Annotated in this window: 23 protein-coding genes; 4 read left to right on the top strand and 19 right to left on the bottom strand. The window is 74.3% G+C overall.

Annotated elements, in window-relative coordinates; translation table 11 throughout:
* Positions 1-18: 18 nt before the first annotated feature.
* Complete coding sequence (gene argJ / locus RF644_RS15405) at positions 19-1,233, bottom strand: bifunctional glutamate N-acetyltransferase/amino-acid acetyltransferase ArgJ (RefSeq protein WP_368797137.1); 1,215 nt, start codon at positions 1,231-1,233, stop codon at positions 19-21.
* Positions 1,230-2,279, bottom strand: coding sequence for an N-acetyl-gamma-glutamyl-phosphate reductase (gene argC / locus RF644_RS15400; RefSeq protein ID WP_368797136.1), 1,050 nt, complete (start codon positions 2,277-2,279; stop codon positions 1,230-1,232). The genes argJ and argC overlap by 4 nt, the downstream gene beginning before the upstream one ends.
* A 331-nt stretch (positions 2,280-2,610) precedes the next feature.
* Here argC and RF644_RS15395 point away from each other — a divergent pair, with 331 nt between their 5' ends.
* Together RF644_RS15395 and RF644_RS15390 are read left to right on the top strand one after the other, a co-directional pair.
* Entirely contained in the window at positions 2,611-3,579 is a 969-nt protein-coding gene (locus RF644_RS15395) for a quinone oxidoreductase (RefSeq protein ID WP_035929620.1), read from the top strand.
* A complete protein-coding gene (locus RF644_RS15390) occupies positions 3,576-4,946 on the top strand; it encodes a M1 family metallopeptidase (RefSeq protein ID WP_368797135.1) in 1,371 nt (456 codons plus the stop codon). Before RF644_RS15395 ends, RF644_RS15390 begins: the two co-directional genes overlap by 4 nt.
* A gap of 91 nt (positions 4,947-5,037) precedes the next feature.
* Here the strand turns inward: RF644_RS15390 and RF644_RS15385 are convergent, their stop codons facing one another.
* From RF644_RS15385 to RF644_RS15345, 9 genes are all read right to left on the bottom strand, one after another.
* On the bottom strand, positions 5,038-5,655 hold the full coding sequence (locus RF644_RS15385) for a hypothetical protein (RefSeq protein WP_368797134.1): 618 nt from the start codon (positions 5,653-5,655) through the stop codon (positions 5,038-5,040).
* A gap of 189 nt (positions 5,656-5,844) precedes the next feature.
* Positions 5,845-8,397: a phenylalanine--tRNA ligase subunit beta gene (pheT, locus tag RF644_RS15380; protein WP_368797133.1), complete on the bottom strand. Its 2,553-nt coding sequence runs from the start codon at positions 8,395-8,397 to the stop codon at positions 5,845-5,847.
* Positions 8,398-8,400: 3 nt separating this feature from the next.
* Positions 8,401-9,471 (bottom strand): phenylalanine--tRNA ligase subunit alpha, encoded by a 1,071-nt coding sequence (pheS, locus tag RF644_RS15375; RefSeq protein ID WP_115162550.1) that lies wholly within the window; start codon positions 9,469-9,471, stop codon positions 8,401-8,403.
* A 778-nt stretch (positions 9,472-10,249) separates the two neighbouring features.
* Entirely contained in the window at positions 10,250-10,702 is a 453-nt protein-coding gene (locus RF644_RS15370; protein WP_368797132.1) for a (deoxy)nucleoside triphosphate pyrophosphohydrolase, read from the bottom strand.
* Positions 10,703-10,706: 4 nt separating this feature from the next.
* The gene (locus RF644_RS15365; RefSeq protein ID WP_368797131.1) at positions 10,707-11,621 is read right to left on the bottom strand and encodes a TrmH family RNA methyltransferase; all 915 of its coding nucleotides are present in this window, start codon (positions 11,619-11,621) and stop codon (positions 10,707-10,709) included.
* A 14-nt stretch (positions 11,622-11,635) separates the two neighbouring features.
* Positions 11,636-12,025: a 50S ribosomal protein L20 gene (gene rplT, locus RF644_RS15360; RefSeq protein ID WP_031282709.1), complete on the bottom strand. Its 390-nt coding sequence runs from the start codon at positions 12,023-12,025 to the stop codon at positions 11,636-11,638.
* Positions 12,026-12,119: 94 nt separating this feature from the next.
* Complete coding sequence (rpmI, locus tag RF644_RS15355) at positions 12,120-12,314, bottom strand: 50S ribosomal protein L35 (protein WP_017832891.1); 195 nt, start codon at positions 12,312-12,314, stop codon at positions 12,120-12,122.
* A 156-nt stretch (positions 12,315-12,470) separates the two neighbouring features.
* On the bottom strand, positions 12,471-13,403 hold the full coding sequence (gene infC, locus RF644_RS15350; RefSeq protein WP_368797150.1) for a translation initiation factor IF-3: 933 nt from the start codon (positions 13,401-13,403) through the stop codon (positions 12,471-12,473).
* Positions 13,404-13,754: 351 nt separating this feature from the next.
* Complete coding sequence (locus RF644_RS15345) at positions 13,755-14,051, bottom strand: DUF503 domain-containing protein (RefSeq protein ID WP_017832893.1); 297 nt, start codon at positions 14,049-14,051, stop codon at positions 13,755-13,757.
* 105 nt (positions 14,052-14,156) lie between these two features.
* Between RF644_RS15345 and RF644_RS15340 the strand changes: the two genes are divergently transcribed.
* The gene (locus RF644_RS15340) at positions 14,157-14,567 is read left to right on the top strand and encodes a DUF1844 domain-containing protein (protein ID WP_144836326.1); all 411 of its coding nucleotides are present in this window, start codon (positions 14,157-14,159) and stop codon (positions 14,565-14,567) included.
* 44 nt (positions 14,568-14,611) lie between these two features.
* Here RF644_RS15340 and RF644_RS15335 read toward each other — a convergent pair whose 3' ends face one another.
* From RF644_RS15335 to RF644_RS15305, 7 genes are all read right to left on the bottom strand, one after another.
* Complete coding sequence (locus tag RF644_RS15335; RefSeq protein WP_368797130.1) at positions 14,612-15,466, bottom strand: SseB family protein; 855 nt, start codon at positions 15,464-15,466, stop codon at positions 14,612-14,614.
* Positions 15,463-16,215, bottom strand: coding sequence for a bifunctional 1-(5-phosphoribosyl)-5-((5-phosphoribosylamino)methylideneamino)imidazole-4-carboxamide isomerase/phosphoribosylanthranilate isomerase PriA (gene priA / locus RF644_RS15330; RefSeq protein WP_368797129.1), 753 nt, complete (start codon positions 16,213-16,215; stop codon positions 15,463-15,465). Before priA ends, RF644_RS15335 begins: the two co-directional genes overlap by 4 nt.
* Before the next feature lie 62 nt (positions 16,216-16,277).
* Positions 16,278-16,439 (bottom strand): hypothetical protein, encoded by a 162-nt coding sequence (locus RF644_RS15325; RefSeq protein WP_017832897.1) that lies wholly within the window; start codon positions 16,437-16,439, stop codon positions 16,278-16,280.
* A complete protein-coding gene (hisH, locus tag RF644_RS15320) occupies positions 16,436-17,203 on the bottom strand; it encodes an imidazole glycerol phosphate synthase subunit HisH (protein ID WP_368797128.1) in 768 nt (255 codons plus the stop codon). Before hisH ends, RF644_RS15325 begins: the two co-directional genes overlap by 4 nt.
* Positions 17,200-17,829 (bottom strand): imidazoleglycerol-phosphate dehydratase HisB, encoded by a 630-nt coding sequence (hisB, locus tag RF644_RS15315; protein WP_017832899.1) that lies wholly within the window; start codon positions 17,827-17,829, stop codon positions 17,200-17,202. Before hisB ends, hisH begins: the two co-directional genes overlap by 4 nt.
* A 144-nt stretch (positions 17,830-17,973) precedes the next feature.
* A complete protein-coding gene (locus tag RF644_RS15310; protein ID WP_368797127.1) occupies positions 17,974-19,077 on the bottom strand; it encodes a histidinol-phosphate transaminase in 1,104 nt (367 codons plus the stop codon).
* A gap of 62 nt (positions 19,078-19,139) precedes the next feature.
* Positions 19,140-19,568: a LysM peptidoglycan-binding domain-containing protein gene (locus RF644_RS15305; RefSeq protein WP_368797126.1), complete on the bottom strand. Its 429-nt coding sequence runs from the start codon at positions 19,566-19,568 to the stop codon at positions 19,140-19,142.
* 344 nt (positions 19,569-19,912) lie between these two features.
* Here RF644_RS15305 and lexA point away from each other — a divergent pair, with 344 nt between their 5' ends.
* Complete coding sequence (gene lexA, locus RF644_RS15300; RefSeq protein ID WP_368797125.1) at positions 19,913-20,692, top strand: transcriptional repressor LexA; 780 nt, start codon at positions 19,913-19,915, stop codon at positions 20,690-20,692.
* A 147-nt stretch (positions 20,693-20,839) separates the two neighbouring features.
* Here lexA and RF644_RS15295 read toward each other — a convergent pair whose 3' ends face one another.
* Positions 20,840-22,918 (bottom strand): ATP-dependent DNA helicase, encoded by a 2,079-nt coding sequence (locus RF644_RS15295; protein ID WP_368797124.1) that lies wholly within the window; start codon positions 22,916-22,918, stop codon positions 20,840-20,842.

The following is a 22,918-nucleotide window of genomic DNA, read 5'->3' as shown; positions in this document are numbered from 1 at the left end:
TGCTGGTGGGCGGGCGGGTCAGCTGGAGTAGGCGCTGTTCTCCTCGACGTAGTCGTGGGTCAGGTCGTTGGTCCAGACGGTGGCGTCGGCGTCCCCGGCCTTGAGGTCGACCAGGACGGTGACCCTGCGGTCGGCGGCCAGGTCCACGCCCTCGCGCGGGTCCCCGATCATGCCGTTGCGGCAGACCACGACGCCGTTGATGGCGACGTCGAGCCGGTCGGGATCGAACACGGCGCCGGTGGTGCCGACCGCGGACAGGACGCGGCCCCAGTTGGGGTCGTTGCCGTAGATCGCGGCCTTGAAGAGGTTGGAGCGGGCCACGGAGCGGCTCACGTCCTCCGCCTGCCGCTCGGTCGCGGCGTTGACGGTGGTGATCTCGATGTCGTGGGACGCGCCCTCGGCGTCCGTGATGAGCTGCTGGGCCAGCGAGTGGCACACCGCGGTCACGGCCTGGCTGAACTCGAACTCGTCCGGCGTGATCCCGGAGGCGCCCGAGCCGAGCAGCACCACGGTGTCGTTGGTCGACATGCAGCCGTCGGAGTCGGTGCGGTTGAACGTGACCTTCACCGCGTCCTCGAGCGCCCACTGCAGGGCGTCGGAGGAGAGCTCCGCGTCGGTCGTGAGGACCACGAGCATCGTGGCCAGCCCCGGGGCGAGCATGCCCGCACCCTTGGCCATGCCGCCGACCGTCCACCCGTCGCGGACGTAGGCGGCCTGCTTGGAGACGGAGTCGGTGGTCATGATGGCCCGGGCCGCGGCGGCCCCGGCGGCGTCGTCGTCCCCGAGGGCCTCGACGACCCCGGGGAGGCCGCGCTCCATGACGTCCATGGGCAGCTGGATGCCGATCAGCCCGGTGGAGCACACCACCACGTCCCCGGCCCCGACCCCGAGCGCCTCGCCGACGAGCTCGGCGGTCCGGTGGGAGGCCTGGAAGCCCTGCGGTCCGGTGCAGGCGTTGGCGCCGCCGGAGTTGAGGACCACGGCGGCGGCCCGGCCGTCCGCGGTCGCGGCCTTGGACCACTGGACGGGCGCGGCGGTGATCCGGTTGGTCGTGTACACGGCCCCCACGTGGTGCTGGGGCCCGTCGTTGACGACGAGGGCGAGGTCCGGTCCGCCGGAGTCCTTGAAGCCGGCCTCGGTGCCGGCGGCACGGAAGCCCTGAGCGGCGGCCACGCCGCGGGCGGTGTCGACCTGCAGGGTGCCGGCGGGCTGCTGGGAGGGGTACGTTCTCACGGTGCGACTCCTTGGAGTGTCAGGCCGGTGTCCTCCGGCAGGCCGAGGGCGAGGTTCATGGACTGGACGGCACCGCCGGCGGTGCCCTTGACGAGGTTGTCGATCACGCACGTGACGATGACCCGCCCCGCCCGGGCGTCGTGGGCGAGCTGGAGCTGGGCGTGGTTGGAGCCGGCCACCGACTTCGTCGAGGGCCACCGTCCCTCGGGCAGGACGGTGACGAACGGCTCGGCCGCGTAGGCGGTCTGCCAGGCCTCCCGCAGCTGCCCGGCGGTCACGCCCTCGGGGACCCGCGCGGTGGCGGTGGTGAGGATGCCCCGCGGCATGGGGGCGAGCGTCGGGGTGAAGGAGATCCGCACGCGGCGCCCGGCGGCCTTCGAGAGGCCCTGCTCGATCTCGGGGGTGTGCCGGTGGGCGCCGCCCACCCCGTACGGGCTCATCGAGCCCATGACCTCCGAGCCGAGCAGGTGCGCCTTGACGGCCTTGCCGGCCCCGGAGGTGCCCGAGGCCGCGACGATCACGACGTCCTCCGGCTCCAGGAGACCGGCCGCGAAGCCGGGGCCCAGGGCGAGCAGGGCACTGGTCGGGTAGCAGCCCGGCACCGCGATGCGGGTGGCGCCGCGGAGCTGCTCGCGCTGGCGGGTGCCCTCGGCGTCCACGACGAGCTCCGGCAGCCCGTACGGCCAGGTCCCGGCGTGCGGGGATCCGTAGAACTGGTCCCACTCCTCGGCGGAGTCGAGCCGGTGGTCGGCGCCGGCGTCGATCACCACGGTCTCCGCCGGCAGCTGCGCGGCGATCGCGGCCGAGGCGCCGTGCGGCAGGGCGAGGAAGACGACGTCGTGGCCGGCGAGGTTCTCCACCGTGGTGTCGACGAGCACCCGGTCGGCGAGGGAGTGCAGGTGCGGCTGCAGCTCCCCCAGCCGCTGGCCCGCGTTGGAATGGGCCCCCACGGCCCCGATCTCGATCTGCGGGTGACCGGCGAGGATCCTCAGGACCTCGCCACCGGCGTAGCCGGATGCCCCCGACACTGCTGCGCTGAACGTCATAGAACCCACTCTAGCTCAAAGTTATGCATGGTCTTCAATATTTATGCACGCTACGGGGGAAGGGCCGGCGGAGCGGGGCGCGGAGCGCCTCGTCGGAGCACGTCAGGATCCCCCCGCTCGAATCGACCACGGCCGCTCTCGCGCTCCCCCCGGAACGGCTCTGCCCCCGAATCTACGCTTCCCGTCTGCAAATCTCGATGATTACGGGGGCTTTCCCGTGCCCCCTCTTGTGCACACGCTACCCCTGGGCGGCCACTGCGGGGAGGGCGCGGCGGGACTCCGTGCCTACCATGGCAGGGTTCCCGTCCGCGATGTCCAGGAGGTACCCGTCATGGTCCGTTGCGTCATGGTCGAGCGAGCCGGAGGCCCCGAGGTCCTGACCCTCGGCGAGCGTCCGGACCTCGAACCCGGTCCGCGCCAGCTGCTCGTCGAGACCCGCGCGGCGGGGGTGAACTTCATCGAGGTGTACCAGCGCGAGGGCGTCTACCCCGTGGAGCACCCCTTCACCCCGGGCTCCGAGGGCATGGGCGTGGTGACGGGCGTGGGCTCCGAGGTGCGCCACTTCGCCCTGGGCGACCGGATCACCACCTCGCAGGCGTCCCGGACCTACGCCGACGCCTTCCTCGTGGACGCCGACAAGGCCCTGCGCGTGCCCTCCGGCGTGTCCGACGAGGTCGCCGCGGCCGTCCCGCTGCAGGGTCTCACCGCGCACTACCTGGTCCGCTCGACGTACCCGGTCCAGGAGGGCGACGTCGCCGTCGTCACCGCGGGCGCGGGCGGGGTCGGAGGTCTCGCCGTGCAGCTGCTGAAGTCGCTCGGGGCCACGGTGGTCGCCCTGGTGGGCACGCAGGCCAAGGCGGAGACCGCGCGATCCCTGGGGGCCGACTTCGCCCTGGTGGGCTACGAGGGCTTCGCCGAGCACGTCCGGGAGGTCACCGGCGGCCGCGGCGCCGACGTCGTCTACGACTCGGTGGGCAAGGACACCTTCGACGAGTCGCTCCGGGCGCTGCGCCGGCGCGGGATGCTGGTGCTCTTCGGCGGCTCCTCCGGCCAGGTGCCCCCGCTCGACCCGCAGCGGCTCGCCCAGCACGGCTCCCTGTTCCTCACCCGCCCCACGCTCAACGACTACCTGCTCGACGAGAAGGAGCGGAACTGGCGCGCGGGCGAGCTGTTCGACGCGGTGCTCGACGGGTCGCTGACCCTCCGCGTCGCCGAGACGTTCCCGCTCGACCGGGCACGGCAGGCCCACGAGCTGCTCCAGTCCCGCGCCGCCCAGGGCAAGCTGCTGCTGGTCCCGTGAGCGCCGCACCGATGATGCACCGCTTCCTCGGCGCCGACGGCGCACGGGACCCCTACACCCCGTTCGTGGGGTGCTGCGCGGCCACCGTGGAGCACTACGACCTGGACCTCGACTACGACGTCGAGGACAACGGCCTCGAGGCGCGCGCCACCCTGTCCTGCCGCGCGCTGCACGACACGGACCGGATCGAGCTGGACCTCACCGAGCTCGCCGTGACCGACGTCAGGTTCGGCACCGGCGGACTCGGCGGTCTGCTCGGCGGCCGCCGCGTCCGCGCCGACCACCGCGGGAGCCGCCTCGTGCTGACCCTGCCGCGCGTCGTCGCCGCCGGGGAGGCGTTCACGCTCACCGTGGCCTACGAGGGGTACCCCGAGTCCCTGGACGGGCCCTGGGGCGAGATCGGCTGGGCCGAGCTCGACGACGGCGTGCTCGTCGCCGGGCAGCCCACCGGTTCGTCCACCTGGTTCCCGTGCGTGGACCACCCCTCCCACAAGGCCACCTACCGGGTCGCCGTACACGCGGACGCCGACTACGAGGTGGTGGTCCACGGCGAGCTGGAGTCCGTGGTGGAGCGCGACGGCGAGCGCCACTGGGTGTACACGTCCCGGGTGCCGCTGCCGCCCTACCTGGCCACCGTGCAGATCGGCCCGTACGAGCGGCACGAGCTCTCGGGCTCGCGCGTCCCCCAGTACCTGGTGTGCTCCAGGAAGCGGCGCAAGAAGGCGGAGAAGACCTTCGCGGAGCAGGGCCGGATGATCGAGGTGTTCAACGACTGGTTCGGCCCCTACCCCTTCCCGAGCTACACCGTGGTGGTCGTCGACGAGTCGCTGGAGGACCCGTTCGAGTGCTACGCGTGCTCCGTGTTCGGCAAGAACCAGCTGGGCACGGACTGGGAGGAGCAGCGGCTCGTGGCGCACGAGCTGGCCCACCAGTGGTTCGGCAACAGCCTGGTCCTCTCCGCGTGGCAGGACATCTGGCTCAACGAGGGGTTCGCGTCCTACGCGGAGTGGATTTGGTCCGAGGCCTCCGGCGACAGGTCTGCCCGCTGGCACGCGGAGAAGGCGCACCGGACCCTGTCCAAGATGCGCCAGGACCTCGTCATCGGCGACCCCGGACAGGTGCGGCTCTTCGACGACGTGGTGTACGTCCGGGGCGCCCTCACCGTCCACGCGATCCGGGAGACCGTGGGCGAGGACGCCTTCCGCACGCTGCTGCGCGGCTGGGCCACCGCCAACCGGGACGGGTGGGTGAGCACGGAGGGCTTCCGGGAGCACCTGCGGGGCTTCGTGCCCCGGGACCGGTGGGCGGAGGTCGACGGTCTGCTCGACGCGTGGCTGCTCCGCCGGGAGCTGCCCGCCCTGCCCTGACCCGCCCCGGGCACCGACGGGAACGGGCCCCCGCCGGACGCTGTGCGTCCGGCGGGGGCCCGTTGCGCCGCACGAGCGGCCGGCCGGCCGGTCAGTGCTCCCGGCGGTAGAGCCGGCGGGCGAACCAGACCCCGCCCCCGGCCGCGGCGAGACCGGCGAGCAGCAGCAGGGCCGCCTGGATGCGCTGCCACGCGATGGTGCCCGCGGTGACGCCGTCCCCGAACTCGCCCGCCTCGGCGGTCTCGACCACCTGGAGGGTGCCGTCCTCGACGGCGAGCAGCGCGTCGGCCTCCTGGTGGAAGTCGTCCTCGCCGGAGCCCGTCTGCGTGCCGCGGAAGACGATCTCCTCCCCCGCCTCCGGGACGCGCGGGTCGGCGAGGCCCGAGTCGAAGGGCTGCTCGGTGACCGTCTCGTCCGCGGGCAGCACCCCGCGGTAGATGGGGTTCCAGGTCTTGGTCTGCAGGTCGTTGGTGAGGTCCTGGTACTGCCCGGAGATCACCCACGACCGGTCCGCGTAGCCGGCCAGCCTGCGGGAGTCGTCCCAGGCGAGGGCCGCGCTCACCGCGAGGACCAGGCCCAGGAGCAGCCCCAGCAGGCCCACGGCCGTCGGCTTCCAGGCGATCGACCGGCGGGCGCGCCCGTCCTGCTCGTCCTGCTCGTCGTCGAAGGCGAAGAACGGCTCCTGGCGGTCGGTGGTCTCCTCGGTCATGCTGCGCTCCTGGAACGGGGTCGGGGAAGGGGGGTCGGTCGCGAACGCCGGGGTCGCGGCCGGGGACCCGGTGCCACAGTACCGAAGTCGACGGCGCACTCCCCGGCGTTCGCGAGTGTTACCGCCCGGGCGGGGCGGGGACGACGGACGGCCCGCCCCCGGAGGGGCGGGCCGTCCGGGCGGGACCGCTCAGCCGCGGAGCACGGCGCCGTGGCGCTCGGCGGCGACGGAGACGGCCGCCTCGCGGGCGGCGGAGGCCTCGTCCGCGGTCAGCGTGCGGTCGGGGGCCCGGAAGCGCAGCGCGAAGGCGACCGACTTCCGGCCGTCCTCGATGCCGGGGCCCTGGTAGACGTCGAAGACGCGGACGTCCTCGAGCAGCTCCCCGGCGCCCTCCTCGAGCGCGGCCCGCAGCTCGGCGGCCGGCACGGAGGCGTCCACCACGAGCGCGACGTCCTGCGTGGCCGCCGGGTAGCCGGAGATCGGGCGCGCCTGGACGACCCCGGACTCGGCCGCGGTGAGCGAGCTGAGGTTCAGCTCCATCGCCACGGTCCGCTCGGGGAGGTCCTGCGCGGCGACGAGCTGCGGGTGCAGCTCGCCCGCGTAGCCCAGCGGGGTGCCGTCGGCGGTGGCGAGCACCGCGGTGCGGCCCGGGTGGAACGCCTGGTGGGTGCCCTGGCGGACGGTCAGCTCGACCCCCAGCACCTCGGCGGCCAGCCGGGCGATGTCGAGGGCGTCCTGCCAGTCGAACGCGCGCGGCGCGGTCCACGGCCCCTCGGCCGCGTCCTTGCCGGCGAGGACCGCGGCGAGGTGGCGCGGCTGGGCGGGCAGGCCGGCCTCGAGCTCCTCGAGCACCGCCGGGTCCGGGCGCGCCCCCAGCGGCGGGATGCTCGCGCTGCCGAGCTGCTCGCCGGGGCGGAAGACGCGCCCGACCTCGTAGAGCGCCAGGTCGCGGAAGCCGCGGGAGGTGTTGCGCCGCAGCACCTCGAGCAGGCCCGGGAGCAGGGACACGCGCAGCATCCCCTGGGCCTCGCTGATCGGGTTGGCCAGCTTCACCGACGGCACGGGGACCCCGGGCTCGGGGGCGCCCCACAGCTCGTTGTCCGCCTGCGCGACGAACGGGTAGGCGAGCACCTCGGTCAGCCCGGCGGCCGCGAGCGCGTCGGCCACCCGCTTGCGGGCCTGCTGCTCGGCGGTCAGGCCGCGCCCGGGGGGCGCCACGGGCAGCCGCGAGGGGATCGCGTCGTAGCCCACGAGGCGGGCGATCTCCTCGACCAGGTCCTCCTTCTCGACCAGGTCGGGCCGCCACGACGGGGGCACGACGCGCCAGCCGTCGTCGGTGGCCTCCACCTGCGCGCCGAGCTCGGTGAGGGTCGCGACGACCTGCTCCGCCGTGTACTCCACGCCCGTGCGGCGGCTCGGGTGGTCCCAGGGCAGCTCGATGGGCGCGGGGGCGGTGGTGGCGTCCACGTCGGTGACCCCGGGCCCGGCCGTGCCGCCGGCCAGCTCCACCAGCAGCTCCACGGCGCGCTGGGCGGCCACCGGGGCGATCTGCGGGTCCACGCCGCGCTCGAAGCGCTTGGACGCCTCGGAGGGCAGCCGGTGCCGGCGGGTGGTGCGGGCGATCGAGACCTCGTCGAAGCGGGCCGCCTCCACGAGGACGTCGACGGTGGCGTCCGAGACCTCGGTGGCCGCCCCGCCCATGACCCCGGCCAGGCCGATGGGCCCGGACCCGTCGGTGATCAGCAGGTCCTCGGGGTCCAGGGTGCGCCGCTTGCCGTCCAGGGTGGTCAGGGTCTCGCCCGGCGCCGCCCGGCGGACCCCGATGCCGCCGGTCAGCGCCCCGAGGTCGTAGAAGTGCAGCGGCTGGCCGAGCTCGAGCATCACGTAGTTGGAGACGTCCACCGGCAGGGAGATCGAGCGGATCCCCGCCAGGCGCAGCCGCGCCGACATCCACGGGGGTGTGGGGGCGCTCGCGTCGATGCCGGTCACCGTGCGGGCGACGAAGCGGGTGCACCCGGGGTTGCCGTGGATCGGGGCGTCGTCCTCGACGGCCACGGGGAAGCCGTCCGCGGTGGGGGCGGGCACCCGGGGCGCCACGGTCCCGGCCGGGTCGGTGAAGGGCTCGTGCACGGCGTGGCAGTACTCGCGGGCCACGCCGCGGATCGAGAACGCGTAGCCGCGGTCCGGGGTCACGTTGATCTCGGCGGCCTCGTCGTGGAGGCCGAGCAGCTCGAGGGCGTCCGTGCCGAGCTCCGGGTCCAGGCCGAGGGTCGAGAGCACCAGGATGCCGTCGTGGTCCTCGCCGATGCCGAGCTCCCGGACGGAGGCGATCATCCCGGCGGAGGTGTGGCCGTAGGTCCTGCGCGCCGAGATCCTGAAGTCCCCGGGCAGGACGGCGCCGGGGAGGGTCACGACGACCTTGTCCCCGACCTCGAAGTTGTGGGCCCCGCAGATCACGCCCTGCACGCCGGAGGGGTCGATGCCCTCGCCGGTCAGGGTCTGCTCCTGGCCCTCGGGGACCACGCGGACGGTGCACCAGTTGACGGTCTTGCCGTTGGAGTGGGTCTCCGGCTCCTTGGACAGCACCTGGCCGACCACGACCGGGCCCTTCAGGTGGTCCGCGGGACGGTGCACGTCCTCCTCCTCGAGGCCCACCGTCACCAGGGCGGCCAGGACGTCCTCGGCGGTCGCGTCCGCCGGGACGGGGGCGTGCTCGCGCAGCCATGACAAAGGAACTCGCATGTCTTAGATCTCCATCCCGAAGTGCTCGCTGAAGCGGACGTCGCCCTCGACCATGTCGCGCATGTCGGGGACGTTGTTGCGGAACATCAGGGTCCGCTCGATGCCCATGCCGAACGCGAAGCCCGAGTACACCTCGGGGTCGATGCCGGCCGCGCGCAGCACGTTCGGGTGGACCATGCCGCAGCCGCCCCACTCGATCCACTGCGGCCCGCCCTTGGCGTTCGGGTGCCACACGTCCAGCTCGGCGGACGGCTCGGTGAAGGGGAAGTAGTTGGGCCGCAGCCGGATCTTCGCCTCCGGGCCGAACATCTGCCGGGCGAAGTGCTCGAGCGTGCCCTTGAGGTCGGCCATGGACAGCCCCTTGTCCACGGCCAGACCCTCGACCTGGTGGAAGACCGGGGTGTGCGTGGCGTCGAGCTCGTCGGTGCGGTAGGTGCGCCCCGGGACGACGACGTAGACCGGCAGCTCGCGGCTGAGCAGCGTGCGCATCTGCACCGGCGAGGTGTGCGTGCGCAGCACGAGGTGCGCCCCGGGCGGGTCCACGAAGAACGTGTCCTGCAGCTCCCGGGCGGGGTGGTCCGGCTTGAAGTTGAGGGAGTCGAAGTTGTACCACTCGGACTCGACCTCGGGGCCGTCGGCGACCTCCCAGCCCATGGCCACGAACGTCTCGCCGACGCGCTCCATGAGGTTGGTCAGCGGGTGCCGCCCGCCCAGGCGCCGACGCCGGCCGGCGGCGGTGACGTCCACGGCCTCCTCGACGAGGATCCGGGCGTCCCGCTCCTCCTCCAGCACCGTGGTGCGGGCGGCGACCGCCTGGTTGACGCGGCCGCGGGCCTGGCCGACCAGCTTGCCGGCCGCGGACTTCTGCGACTTGTCCAGGGAGCCGATCTGCCGGTTGGCCAGCGCCAGCGGGGACCGGTCCCCCGCGTGGGCGAGCCGGACCTCCTTGAGCTCGTCGAGGTCCTGGGCGTTTCCGACGGCGGCCAGGGCCGCCTCCACGGCCGCGGCGACCGCGGCCTCGTCGGTCGGGTCGACCGCGCCGCTCGGGGCGGTCTCGGGTGGCAGTTCAGACATCAGCTGGCGACTTCTTCGGCTCGGGGACGGGGTCGTCCGCGCACGCCGTCCCACGGTCCGTGGGACATGGAGCACGGGAAAGCCCGGATCGGCACGGATCGCGGGCGTGTTCCAGTCTATGGCACGGTCCGCAGGGTCCGCCCACCGCTTCTCCGGCACGTCGACGACCCGGTGGTACCGGAGCGCGGCGCGGTCCGGCACGGAGGAGTGCCGGCGCTGCCCCGCTGCTTCCGTGCCCGGGTGATCGCAGGCGTGGCGATCGTCGGCCCGGACGGGGTGCGCCGAGCGGATCTAGGCTGGTGCCATGACACCCGAACCGAGCCGGGCGGCGCGCCTGCGGCAGGTGTGGAACATGGCGAACCTGTCCACCCCGCTGGGGCTGCTGGTCGCCGCGGCCTCCCGGACCAAGGTGGTCCACGGCCCGGAGGGGCTGATCCTGGGCTTCGGCTACCGGCCCCGGCTGCCCCGGGCCGGGGCGTTCACCGTGGGCAACGTGGTCCTGTTCCGCGCCGGGATCGACGACGTCGCGGCCCGCCCCCGGCTCGTGGCCCACGAGTCCCGCCACGCGACCCAGTGGGCGCAGTGGCTGGGCCTGCCCTTCCTGCCGGCCTACCTCCTGGCCGCGGGGTGGTCGGTGCTGCGCTGCGGGCACCCGGCGCACCGCAACCCCTTCGAGATCGGGGCCGGTCTCGCCGACGGCGGCTACGCCCCCGCCCCCCCGGCACCACGGCTGACCCGCGCGCCGCCACCTGACCCACCCCGGCCGGCACGGACCGGGTCAGCCCCGCAGGTGGTCCAGCAGGCCGTGCACGATCGGCAGGTCGGCCGGGATCCAGGCGAGCTCGAGCGCGGCGGCGGGGTCGTCGAGCGGGAGCCACCGCACGGCCAGGTGGTCCTCCCCCACCACGGGCCGGGGGTCGCCGCCGGCGGCCACGGCCGTCCAGACTCGCATCGCCGCGGTGTCCTTGAGCGGCCAGCCCTGGGCGTGCGGTCCGCGCACCTCCGCGAGCAGCCGGACGTCCACGCCGAGCTCCTCGGCGCACTCCCGCACCAGGGCCTGCTCGCAGCTCTCGTCCGCCTCCTGCTTGCCGCCGGGGAACTCCCACAGGCCCCGCAGGGCCTCGGGGTAGGCCCGCTGCGCGGCGAGGAAGGCCGTGGGGCGGTCCGCGTCGTCGAGGAGGGCGGCGCCGACCACCTGGGTGCGGTAGGCGGCGGGCAGCGGTGCGGTCACGGGCTCAGTGCCCGTCCCCGGCGCCGGGGCGCCGCTGGGCCCGGGCCGAGGCGTAGAGGCACACGGTGGCGGCGGTGCCCACGTTGAGGGACTCCGCCCGGCCGTGCACCGGCACGGCGACGCGGTGGTCGGCCAGCGCCTTCTCCTCCTCGGACAGTCCCCGGGCCTCGTTGCCGAAGAGCCACACGGTGGGGCGGGCCAGGTCGTAGGGGGTGTCGACCCCGTCCGCGCCGGCGGCCCGGGCGGCGGAGGCGTCCTGGAGGCGGTCGAGGTCGACGTCCCCGTGGCCGTCGGCGGCCAGCACGCCGCACCCGGCGGCGCGGGCGGCCCCGAGCAGCGCGGGCAGGTCGGCGCCCACGACGACGGGCAGGTGGAAGAGGGAACCGGCGGTCGAGCGCACGGTCTTGGGGTTGTAGACGTCCACGCTGCCGGCGGTGAGCACCACCGCGTCCGCGCCGGCGGCGTCCGCCGCGCGCAGCACGGTGCCGGCGTTGCCGGGGTCCTGGACCCGGGCCAGCACGGCCACGAGCCGCGGCCGGGCGGCGAGCACGGCCCCGAGGTCCGCGTCGAGGGGGCGGCACACGACGACGACGCCCTGCGGCGTCACCGCGTCGCTCATCGCGGCGAGGACCTCCCGCGTCACGAGGCGCACGAACACGGAGCGGTCCTCGGCCACGTGCTCGAGGAGCGCGGCGATGTCCGGGTGGCGGCCCAGGGCGTCCTCGGTGACGTAGACGGCGTCCACGCACGGGGACTCCGGGTGCCGGGCGAGGGCCTCGCGGGCGTTCTGCGGGCCCTCGGCGAGGAACAGCCCGCGCTTGGAACGCGCGGAGCGCCCGGCCAGTCCCGCGACGTCCCTGACCCGATCGGCTCGGGGGTTGGACATCGGCTGGGCGGCCAGGCGCTCCGTGAGGTTCACTGCTCCGACTGTGCTCAGGCGGCGGCTTCGCGCGGCGCGGAGGTGTCCTCCGGCAGGGCGTTCTTCGCGATCTCGACCAGACCGGCGAACGCCTGCTGGTCGTTCACGGCCAGCTCGGCGAGCATCCGGCGGTCGACCTCCACCTCGGCGGCCTTGAGGCCCTGGATGAAGCGGTTGTAGGTCAGGCCGTTGGCGCGGGCCGCGGCGTTGATGCGCTGGATCCACAGCCGGCGGAAGTCGCCCTTGCGCTTCCGGCGGTCGTTGTAGCTGTAGACGAACGAGTGGGTGACCTGCTCCTTCGCCTTGCGGTACAGGCGCGAGCGCTGGCCGCGGTAGCCGGAGGCCTGCTCGAGGATTTCCCGGCGCTTCTTGTGGGCGTTGACCGCCCGCTTCACACGTGCCACGTGTGTACTCCTTCACTTCGGTCCCGGCCGCTCGGCCGGGAGGTCAAATCTGTGCGGGGCGGGGAGTCGGACTCCCCGGGGGATGCGGTGGGGACTACTTGCCCAGCATCTTCTTGATGACCTTGGCGTCGCCGGGGGCCACGATCTGGTCGGAGGCCAGGCGGCGGGTCAGCCGCGAGGACTTGTGCTCCAGGTAGTGGCGGCGGTTGGCCTGCTGGCGCTTCACCTTGCCGGTACCGGTGAGCTTGAAGCGCTTCTTCGCCCCGCTGTGGGTCTTCATCTTCGGCATGTGGCCGCTCTCCTTGCGTTTCTTCCGGTGGTGGCCACCGGAGGGCACGGCGACGTCCGCCGCACCTCCACGGTGCCCCTGGGCGCAACCGGGACCGGCTGCGCGCCGCGGGGCGCTGTCAGTTCTGCTCCGCTCGCGCGGAAGGTCGTGCGCCGCTCAGGCCTGGGGCCCGGGCTTGGCGCCCGGCTTGGGGCCGGGCCGGGGGGCTTTCGGCGCCGCGGCCGGGGCCTTGGGCGCCGGGGCCGGCGGCTTCGGGGCGGCCTTCGGCGCCGGGGCCTCGACGACCTCGGGCGCCTCCGCGACCTCGGGCTCCGGGGTCTCGACGGCCTCGGGCTCGGGGGCGGCGGCCTGCGCCGTCTCCGGGACCTCGGGGGCCGGTGTCGGCTCCTGGACCTCGGGCTCCGGGGCCGGCTGCTGCACCGGCTCCTCGGCCTGCCCGGCCCGTTCGCGCAGCTCGGCCGGGAACGCGTCCCCGATCGACTGGGTCACGGGCGCCGCGGAGGACGTGTCGATCTTGTCCTTCGCCTTGCGCTCGTTCTCGGCCTTCGCCTCGTCGCGCTGCTTCTGGCGGCGCGCCTCGGCCTTGGCCTCGGCCTTGTTCTTCAGCGGGCCCACGACCATCACCATGTTGCGGCCGTCGACCCGGGGGCTCGACTCGACCGCGCCGACCTCCGCGACGTCGTTCGCGAAGCGCTCGAGCAGGCGGACGCCCATCTCGGGGCGCTGCTGCTCGCGGCCGCGGAACTGGATCATGGCCTTGACCTTGTCGCCGGCCCCGAGGAACCGCTTGGCGTGGCCGACCTTGGTCTCGTAGTCGTGGGTGTCGATCTTGAGCCGGAACCGGACCTCCTTGAGGACCGTGTTCGTCTGGTTCTTGCGCGACTCCCGGGCCTTGACCGCGGCCTCGTACTTGTACTTGCCGAAGTCCATGAGCTTGGCCACCGGCGGCTTGGCGTTGGGCGCCACCTCGACCAGATCGAGATCCGATTCGCGGGCCAGCCTCAGTGCGTCCTCGACGCGGACGATGCCGACCTGCTCGCCTGCGGGTCCGACGAGACGGACTTCGGGGACTCGGATTCTGTCATTGATACGTGGATCGCTAATGCCGTGCTCCTGATGTTCTGCGTGGTCGCCCGGAGGTTTCCGGGGACCTCATGGTTCGGTCCGGTCCGCAACGACAAAAGCCCCCGCTGCGGTCGGCAAGCGGAGGCTCATCGGTGCGCCACCCGGGGGTGGCGCGCTGCGTGACGGAGCGGACGCGGGAACTCCCGGCCGTGCCGTCGTGCGGACGATGTCGTCGCGGACCCGGCGGCCATGATCAGGTCGTCCGAGCGGATCGGGGACCGTGGCCGGCGCGGGTGGGAGTCTCCTCCACTTGCACACTGCCGATGAGTCTAGCCCATGGGCCGACGGTTCGGGAAACGGCGGGCGTGCGCGCTGTCACTCGTCCTCAGTGCTGTGCAGGGCCCGGCGGGCCGAGAGCAGCTCCGTCTCCGGCCGGGCGGCGACGAAGCGCTCGACGTCGTCGAGGACCTCGACGAGGCGGGCGGCGTCGGCCGCGACCACGGCGGTGCCCACCAGGGCCCGGCGGTGGAGCTCCAGGTGGCCGACCTCGGCCGCGGTCACGGGGAACCTGCGGCGCAGCTCCGCGACGAGGGGCCGCACCACGGAGCGCTTGCCCTTCAGGGAGTGCACGTCCCCCAGGAGCACGTCGAACTCGATCCACCCGATCCACACGGCGTCCCCGCCTCCTCCCGGCCGTCCCCCGGCCTCCCCAGCAGGATAGTGCCGGCGGGGCCGAGACGGTCCGGGCGGCGGACAGCGGTGTGGCAGAGTTGGGACATGACTTCCGAGAACACCTTCCGCTTCGACGACGACGCCGCACGGTCCGGCCAGGAGATCCCGCAGGAGACGGTCAGCGCCGTCGACGAGCAGATGCGCGACATCGCGGAGGTCCCCGCCATCGAGGTCATCACGACCGCGGCCGTGCACCTCATGAGCGCCGCCGCCGTGAAGTGCGGTCTCGCCGCCGGCGAGGACGCGGAGGAGCTCAAGGACCTCGACGAGGCGCGCAAGCTCATCACCGCGCTGGCCGGCTTCGTCACCGCCGCGGCCCCGGAGATCGGATCGCAGCACGCCGCTCCGCTGCGCGACGGCCTGCGCACCCTGCAGCTCGCGTTCCGGGAGGCCTCGCGCTACCCGGACGCCCCCGGCCAGGGACCCGGCGAGCGGTTCACGGGTCCCGTCAACTGAGGACCATCACCACGAGTGCCGCGGGCTGATCCGGGTTCCCCGGGTCAGCCCGCCGTCGTGAGACGCAGCTGCATCGAGTCCACGTCCTCCGCGAGGGCCGGCTCGACGCTCAGCCGGGCCTGGAAGCGGGCGACGACGTCGTCCAGCTGCGCCCGGTCGAGCCCGGCGCGCAGGGACAGCACCACGGCCAGCTCGGGGCCCGCCCCACCGCCCCGGACGACCGCCCCGTCCGCGGCGCGCACGGCCACCCCGTCGCCGGGGGCCGTCCCCACGCCGAGCACCCCGGGCAGGTCCTCGGCGCAGCGCCGCACGGCCGCCCCGACCGCCGGGCTGCGGTAGGAGGGCGTCCAGGTCCTGCCCTGAGCCAGCGCCCAGAGGGCCGGGCGGCGCACGACGAACGGGAGCTCCGTGCCCGGGTCGAGCACGAGCAGCTGGGTGCCGTCCTTGACCGCGGCCACGGCCGCCCGGCGCACGTCCGTGGCCACCGGACGCGCCCGGGCGTGCCAGTGCGCGAGCGCCGCGGTGGACGTGAAGACCGGCAGCACCTGCCGGCCGTCCGCGGCCCGCAGGGACACGAGCGCCATGTCCGCCTCCTTGTCGGCCACCAGACCGGCCTCGGTCACGGTCGAGGCCGAGACCTCGGCCACGACGGGCACGAACACTCGGGTCCCGGCCAGCGCGGCGACCACCGCGGACTCGTCCCCCCTCCCCGCGCGCAGGTCCTCGAGGGCCTGCAGCACGGCCGGGGCGGCGGCGCCGTCGTCGTCGGGGAAGCGGTGGGTGTGGCTGGTGCCCTCTCCCAGGTCGCGCCCGGCCCAGGCCTGGCCGCCGGTGTCCTCCGTGCCGCCCGCGCCCGCGAGCTGGGCGGCGATGTGCGCCGGCAGGGGCCGCTCGGTCACCGCGCTCCCGGCCGGCCCGCCACGTCGAGGGCCTCCTCGAGGGTGAAGCGGCCCGCGTAGAGGGCCTTGCCCACGATCGCGCCCTCGACGCCGGAGGGCACCAGGGTGCGCAGGGCGGCGAGGTCCTCGAGGCAGGAGATCCCCCCGGAGGCGACCACGGGCTTGTCGGTGCGGGTCGCGACCTCCTGCAGCAGCTCCAGGTTGGGGCCCTTGAGGGTGCCGTCCTTGGTGACGTCGGTGACCACGTAGCGGGCGCAGCCGTGCTCCTCGAGGCGGTCCAGGACCTCCCAGAGGTCCCCGCCCTCCTCGGTCCAGCCGCGGGCGGCGAGCACGGTGCCCCGCACGTCGAGGCCCACCGCGATGACGTCGCCGTGCTCGGCGATGACCTTCTGCGTCCACTCGGGGTTCTCCAGGGCCGCGGTGCCCAGGTTGATCCGCGCGGGGTCCAGGGACAGCGCCCGCTCCAGCGAGTCGTCGTCGCGGATGCCGCCGGACATCTCGACCTTCAGCTCCAGCTCGGCGGCCACGCGGCGGAGGACGTCGATGTTGTCGCCGCGGCCGAAGGCGGCGTCGAGGTCCACGAGGTGGATCCACTCGGCGCCGGCCTCCTGCCACGCGAGGGCGGCCTCGAGCGGGTCGCCGTAGCCGGTCTCGGAGCCGGCCTCGCCCTGGACCAGGCGCACGGCCTGGCCGTCCGCGACGTCGACGGCGGGCAGCAGCTGGAGGCGGGGGGTCACGCTCAGGGACATGGGTTCTCTTCTCTCTCGGTGCTCGGGTGCGGGTGTGCGGGCGTTCGGGGCGGTCCCGGGGCTCAGCGGCCCTGGAACCAGGCGTACCAGCCGTAGCCGACGAGGGCCGCCGCGACGGCGGCCAGGAGGACCACCGTCCACAGCGGCTTGCGCTGCTGGTGGAACGAGATGGCGCCGCCGGCGACGAACGCCCCGAGCACCATGACGACGACGGCCGCGCTCACGCGGCGCCGTCCTGGCTCTCCAGGGTCGGCCGGCCGGCCAGGGTGTCCCCGCCGAGGGGGTCGCCGGCCTTGAGGTGGTCGAGGCGTCCCGTGCGCGGCAGGGTGCCGAGCCAGTTGCGCAGCAGCTGGATGCCGGCCTCGGAGGACTTCTCGGGGTGGAACTGCGTGGCGCACAGGGCCCCGTTCTCCACGGCGGCGATGAAGCGCCCGCCGTGGTCGGACCAGGTGACCTGCGGCGGCCGCATCTTCTGGATGCTCTGCGGGAAGTCCCACTCCTGCACCCCGTAGGAGTGCACGAAGTAGAAGCGCTGGTCCTCGATGCCCCGGAACAGGACGCTGCCCTCGGGCGGGTCGACCGTATTCCAGCCCATGTGCGGGACGACGTCGGCCTTCAGCCGTTCGACGACGCCGGGCCACTCGCCCATGCCCTCGGTCTCCTGGCCGTGCTCCACCCCGGAGTCGAAGAGGACCTGCAGGCCCACGCAGATGCCCAGCACGGGCCGTCCTCCGGCGAGGCGGCGGCCGATCAGGCGCAGCCCGTCCACGGAGCGCAGACCGTCCATGACGGCGGCGAACGCGCCGACGCCGGGGACCACGAGGCCGTCGGCGTCGAGCACCGCCTCGGGGTCGGCGCTGAGCACCACGTCCGCGCCGGCGGCCTCGAGGGCGCGCACGGCCGAGCGCACGTTGCCGGCGCCGTAGTCGAGGACCGTGACGGTGGGCCGGGCGGCGCCGTCGGTCGCGGTGGTGCCGTCGGTGCTCACAGGGCCCCCTTCGTGGACGGGATGCCGCGGACCCGGGGATCGGGCTCCACGGCCTGGCGCAGCGCGCGGGCCAGGGCCTTGAACTGGGCCTCGGCGATGTGGTGCGGGTCCCGGCCGGCCAGCAGCGTGACGTGCAGGCAGATCCCGGCGTGGTGGGCCAGGGACTCGAAGACGTGCTGGACCATGGAGCCGGTGAAGTGCCCGCCGATGAGGTGGTACTGCTGGCCCTCCGGCTCGCCGGTGTGCACCGCGTAGGGCCGGCCGGAGATGTCGACCACGGCGTTGGCCAGGGCCTCGTCCAGCGGGACGGTGGCCTCGCCGAAGCGGCGGATCCCGGCCTTCTCGCCCAGCGCCTGGCGCAGGGCGTCCCCGAGGACGATCGCGGTGTCCTCGACGGTGTGGTGGACGTCGATGTGGGTGTCCCCGGTCGCCCGGATCCGCATGTCGATCAGGGAGTGCTTCGACAGCGCGGTGAGCATGTGGTCGTAGAAGGGCACCGAGGTGTCGATGTCGTTCTCGCCGGTGCCGTCGAGGTCGATCTCGACGGACACCGTGGACTCGCTCGTGCGCCGCTCCAGGGCGGCGCGGCGGGGCGCACGGGTGCCGGTGGTGGTCTGGTCGCTCATTCGGTGGGAACTCCTCGCGGGCGCGGCACGGCCGTCGGTGGGCCGCGGGTGGTCCGGGCCGGGACGCGCGGCGGCGCCCCGGGCCCGGTGGTGGTGGTCTGCCTCCATGCTATCCGGGTCGGGAGGACCCGGCCCCGGGGCCCCTCAGCCGCCGGAGACGATCCGCTCCATGCTGGTCAGGAACGCGGTGGTCTCCTCCTCGGTGCCGGCGGTGACGCGCAGGTGGCCGGGGATCCCGACGTCCCGCACGAGCACCCCGTCCTCGAGCAGCTCCCCCCACACGGCCCGGGAGTCCTCCATGCCGCCGAAGAACACGAAGTTGGAGTCCGACTCGGCCGGCTCCAGCCCGATCCGCTTGAGCTCGTCGACGATCCGGTCGCGCTGGACCTTGATGTCCTCCACGTTGGCCAGCAGCGACTCCGAGTGGCGCAGGGCCGCCAGGGCCGTGGCCTGGGTGACGGCGGAGAGGTGGTACGGCAGCCGGACCAGGCGCACGGCGTCGGCGACCTCCGGCGCCGCCGCGAAGTAGCCGAGGCGGGCGCCGGCGAGCGCGAACGCCTTGCTCATGGTGCGGGAGACGATCAGCCGGGGCCGGCCCTCGAGCAGCGTGAGCGCGGTGGGGGTGCCGCCGTGGGAGAACTCCGCGTACGCCTCGTCGACCACCACGACGGTGCGGAGCTCCTCCCCCGCCTCGTACACGGCGGTGACCACGTCCGAGCCCAGCGCGGTGCCGGTCGGGTTGTTGGGCGAGCAGAGGAAGACCACGTCGGGGCGGTGCCGGCGCACCTGCTCGGCCGCGGACTCCGCGGACAGGCCGAAGTCCGCCGCCCGCTCCCCGGCGACGAAGCCGGTGTGGGTGCCGGAGGCCAGCAGCGGGTACATCGAGTAGGTGGGGACGAAGCTGAGCAGGGTGCGGCCCGGGCCGCCGAAGGCCTGCAGGATCTGCTGCAGGATCTCGTTGGACCCGTTGGCCGCCCACAGGTTCCCGGGCCCGAGCCCGTGGCCGAGGTACGCGGCGAGCTCCTCGCGCAGGGCGGTGAACTCGCGGTCCGGGTACCGGTTGAGGGTCCAGGCCGCCTCGGTGACCTCCCGGACGATCGCCGCGTGCACGTCCGCCGGGACCGGATGGGTGTTCTCGTTGGTGTTGAGCGCCACGGCGACGTCGAGCTGCGGGGCGCCGTACGGCGTCTTGCCGCGCAGGTCGTCGCGGAGCGGGAGGGCGTTGAGTCGGTCCAGGTTCTGCGTCACCCGGACAGTTTAGTGCTCCGCCCGAGGCGTGCAGATCGGGGCGTGCTGATCGGGCGGGCGGCTCAGGCGGCCGGGACCTCGAGGAGCTGGCCGGCCACGAGCACGGAGCTGTCCAGGTCGTTGAGCTCCACGATCTCGTCCATGACTTCCCGCGGATCCCGGTCCGGGCCGGCCGCCACGGCGAGCTCCCACAGGCTCTGCCCGGGGAACACGGTGGTCCGCTCGGTCCCGGGGCCCGGGACGGGTGCGCTCGTGGCCGTGGCCGTCGAGGGGACGAGGAAGATCACGGCGAGCACCACCAGGGCGGCGGAGCCGGCCAGGACGGGCAGCCCCAGGAACACCAGGCGGCCGCGGCGGGTCAGGGTCAGCGGGGTGCGGGACGCGGAGCGGGCGGGACGGGCCCGCCGGAGCGCACGGCCGAGCCCCCGGGCGGATCCTGCGGACTCGCGGCGGCGGGCGACGACGGCGGTGAGGGTGGCACTGGCACTCATGACATGAACTCCTTGACGTTCCCGCACGGAGCGGGCGATCTCGAACACCGGTCCGGTCGACGACCCTCGCGGGCCTCCATTCGATCGAACATACTTTCGAATACCGATGACCCATGTCTAGCACGTGTCTGCGAATGCTGTCGACAGCGAGTCGTACATATGTTTGAACACACACGGCGTGTCGCCTAGGCTGAGGACAGGTTCGGGCCCCCGGCCGGCGCGCGCTGCGGACCCCCTGCGCCTGCCGACCGGGACCCATCGAACCACCCGGGTCCGACATCGGAACCGGGACCGCGCAGACCGGCTGCGGCACCTGCAGCCGGACGGGAAAGGACGACGCTCCCATGGCCCAGCCCCCCACCCCCGAGGAGCCCCGCGCCCGGGGCGCCCGCCCCGGGGCACGCTCGCGCAGCCGCGGGCTCACCGTGCGCCAGCGCACCATCCTCGAGGCCATCCAGCGCTCCATCGCCGAGCACGGCTATCCGCCGTCCATGCGGGAGATCGGGGACCTCGTGGGCCTGGCCTCGCTCTCCAGCGTCACCCACCAGCTCGCCCAGCTCGAGAAGCTGGGCTATCTGCGCCGCGACCCCAAGCGCCCGCGGGCCATGGAGGTGCTCACTCCCCTGCAGCTGCGCGGGACCGCCGGGGCGGAGTCCGCCGAGCCGTCGGAGGAGGCCCCGGCGGCACCGACGGGTCGGACCGCTCGTCCCGCCGCCCAGAATGCCGTGGCCGAGCTGTCCACCTCGGCGGACGTGACGATGGTCCCCCTGGTGGGCCACATCGCCGCCGGCGGGCCGATCACGGCCGAGCAGTCCGTGGAGGACGTCCTCGCGCTGCCCCGCCAGCTGGTCGGGCACGGCGAGCTGTTCATGCTACGCGTCAAGGGCGACTCGATGATCGACGCCGCGATCTGCGACGGCGACTGGGTGGTGGTGCGCCGGCAGAGCGCCGCCGACAATGGTGACATCGTGGCCGCCCTGCTCGACGACGAGGCCACGGTCAAGACCTTCCGCCAGCGGGACGGCCACACCTGGCTGCTGCCGCAGAACACGCGCTACGAGCCGATCCTCGGCGACCACGCCACCGTGATGGGCAAGGTCGTCTCGGTGCTGCGCAGCCTCTGAGCCGCCGCACGCCCGGGACCCGGGCCCTCCGCCGCCGGCGGGGGGCCCGTTGCCGTCCGGGCCGGCCGCCGTCCGGACACCCTGCTGTCCGCACCCCGTGCGGGCCCGGCGCGGTCCGGGCAGACCCCGGGCGGCAGCGGGACGTGCTCAGTCCACGGAGAGCCGCTGCAGGGCGCCGAGCACCACCTGGCGGTCCGTGGTGGTCCACAGCGGCGGCAGGGACCCGCGGAGGAAGCCGCCGTAGCGGGCGGTCGCGATCCGGGAGTCCAGGATCGCCACGACGCCCCGGTCACCGCCCGCGCGGATGAGCCGCCCGGCCCCCTGGGCGAGCCGCACGGCCGCGTGCGTCGCGGACACGGACATGAACCCGTTGCCGCCGGCCCGTTCCGCGGCGCGGCTGCGGGCGCTCGCCAGCGGGTCGTCCGGGCGCGGGAAGGGGATCCGGTCGATCATCACGAGCCGGCACGAGGCCCCCGGGACGTCGACGCCCTGCCACAGGCTCATCGTGCCGAACAGGCTCGTGGACGGGTCGTCGGTGAACTCCTGGACGAGTCCCGCGAGCGAGGACTCCCCCTGGCACAGGATCGGCAGGTCGGTGCGCCCGCGCAGCGCCTCGGCCGCCTCCTCCGCCGCCCGGCGGGAGGAGAAGAGCCCGAGGGCCCCGCCCCTGGAGGCCTCCAGCAGGGCCAGCATCTCGTCCAGCTGGGCCTCCGTGAGCCGGCGGCCGGGCTTCTCCAGGTGTTTGGCGAGGTAGAGGATGCCCTGCTTCGGGTAGTCGAACGGGCTGCCGACGTCCACGCCCTCCCAGCGCGGGGCGCCCTCGCCCCGCAGGCCGAGGGCGCCGGCGGCGGAGTCGAAGGACGAGCCGACGGACAGGGTGGCGGAGGTGAGGACCACGGTGCGCCCGTCGAAGAGCCCCTCCCGCAGGGTGCCGGCCACGCTGAGCGGGGCCACGTGCAGGGTCGCCGGGTCGGTGTCCTCCGCGGGCACGTAGCCGCGGCCCGGCTCCCAGCCGCCCTGCCGCGAGATCCACAGCACCTCGCGGTGCTCCTCGGCGGCGAGGATCCGCTCGGCCAGGTCGAGGACGTCGCTCACCCGGGAGCGGGCCATCTGCCGGCCGGCGTCCCCGTCCTTCTCCCCGGGACCGGCCTTGGACTCGGTCATCACGGTGCGGGCGGCGTCCCGGATCTGGGCCACGGCCGCCGCCTGGGCGTCCCCGAGGCCGCGGTGCAGCAGCTCGGCGGGAGCGCCCATCAGGGCGACCTCGAGGTTGGCGGCCCCGGCGGTGAGCGAGTCGGGGCTCGCGGAGGTGTGCTTGCGCGCGGACGCGGCGGCCGAGCGGACCATGGCCGCGGAGAGCTGTCCGGTGACGGCGCCCGTCACCCGGTCCTGGAGCTCGTGGGCCTCGTCGATGACCACGACGTCGTGCTCGGGCAGCACCGTGATGCCCTCGAACGCGTTGATCGCGAGCAGGGCGTGGTTGGTGATGACGATGTCGGCCTCACCGGCCCGCTGCTTGGCGAGCTCCGCGAAGCAGTCCTCGACCAGGGGACAGCTGCGGCCCAGGCACTCCTTCGCCGTGACCGACACCTGGCGCCAGGCGCGGTCGCTGACCCCGGGGAGCACCTCGTCCCGGTCGCCGGTCCCGGTCTCGCGGGCCCACTCGCGCAGGCGCTGGACCTCCTGGCCGAGCCGCCCGGGGTTCTCGGCGGCCTCGGGCTGCGGCGGGCCGGGGTGCGGGGCGGCGTCGGGCAGCGCGAAGAGCGCGCCGGGCTCGTCGTCGGACGGGTAGCCGCCCTCGATTTTGTGCAGGCACGCGTAGTTGCTGCGGCCCTTGAGCAGGGCCACGTCCACGTCCCGCTCGAGCTCGCCCTCGAGGGCGGCCAGCAGGCGCGGCACGTCCCGGCCGACGATCTGCGACTGCAGCGCCAGCGTCGCGGTGGCCACGACCACCGGCTTGTCCGCGCGCTGGGCGTGCTCCACGAGCGGGGCCAGGTACGCGAGGGACTTGCCGGTGCCGGTCCCCGCCTGGACCAGCAGGTGCCGGCCCCGGTCCAGGGCCTCGGCCACCTTGGCGGTCATCAGCCGCTGCCCGTCCCGGACCTGCCCGCCCATCGCGGTCACGGCGGTGTCCAGCAGGGCCAGGGAGTCCTTGGCCCCGGGCAGGGTCTCCGGGCGCACGCCCGAGACGTCATGCCCGGACTCGTCCACGAATGCGGCGGCCAC

It is taken from the genome of Kocuria sp. CPCC 205258 (genome assembly GCF_040981005.1).
Taxonomy (GTDB): domain Bacteria; phylum Actinomycetota; class Actinomycetes; order Actinomycetales; family Micrococcaceae; genus Kocuria; species Kocuria rosea.
The sequence above is the reverse complement of the archived record's forward strand: the minus strand, read 5'-3'. Positions and strand labels throughout refer to the sequence as shown.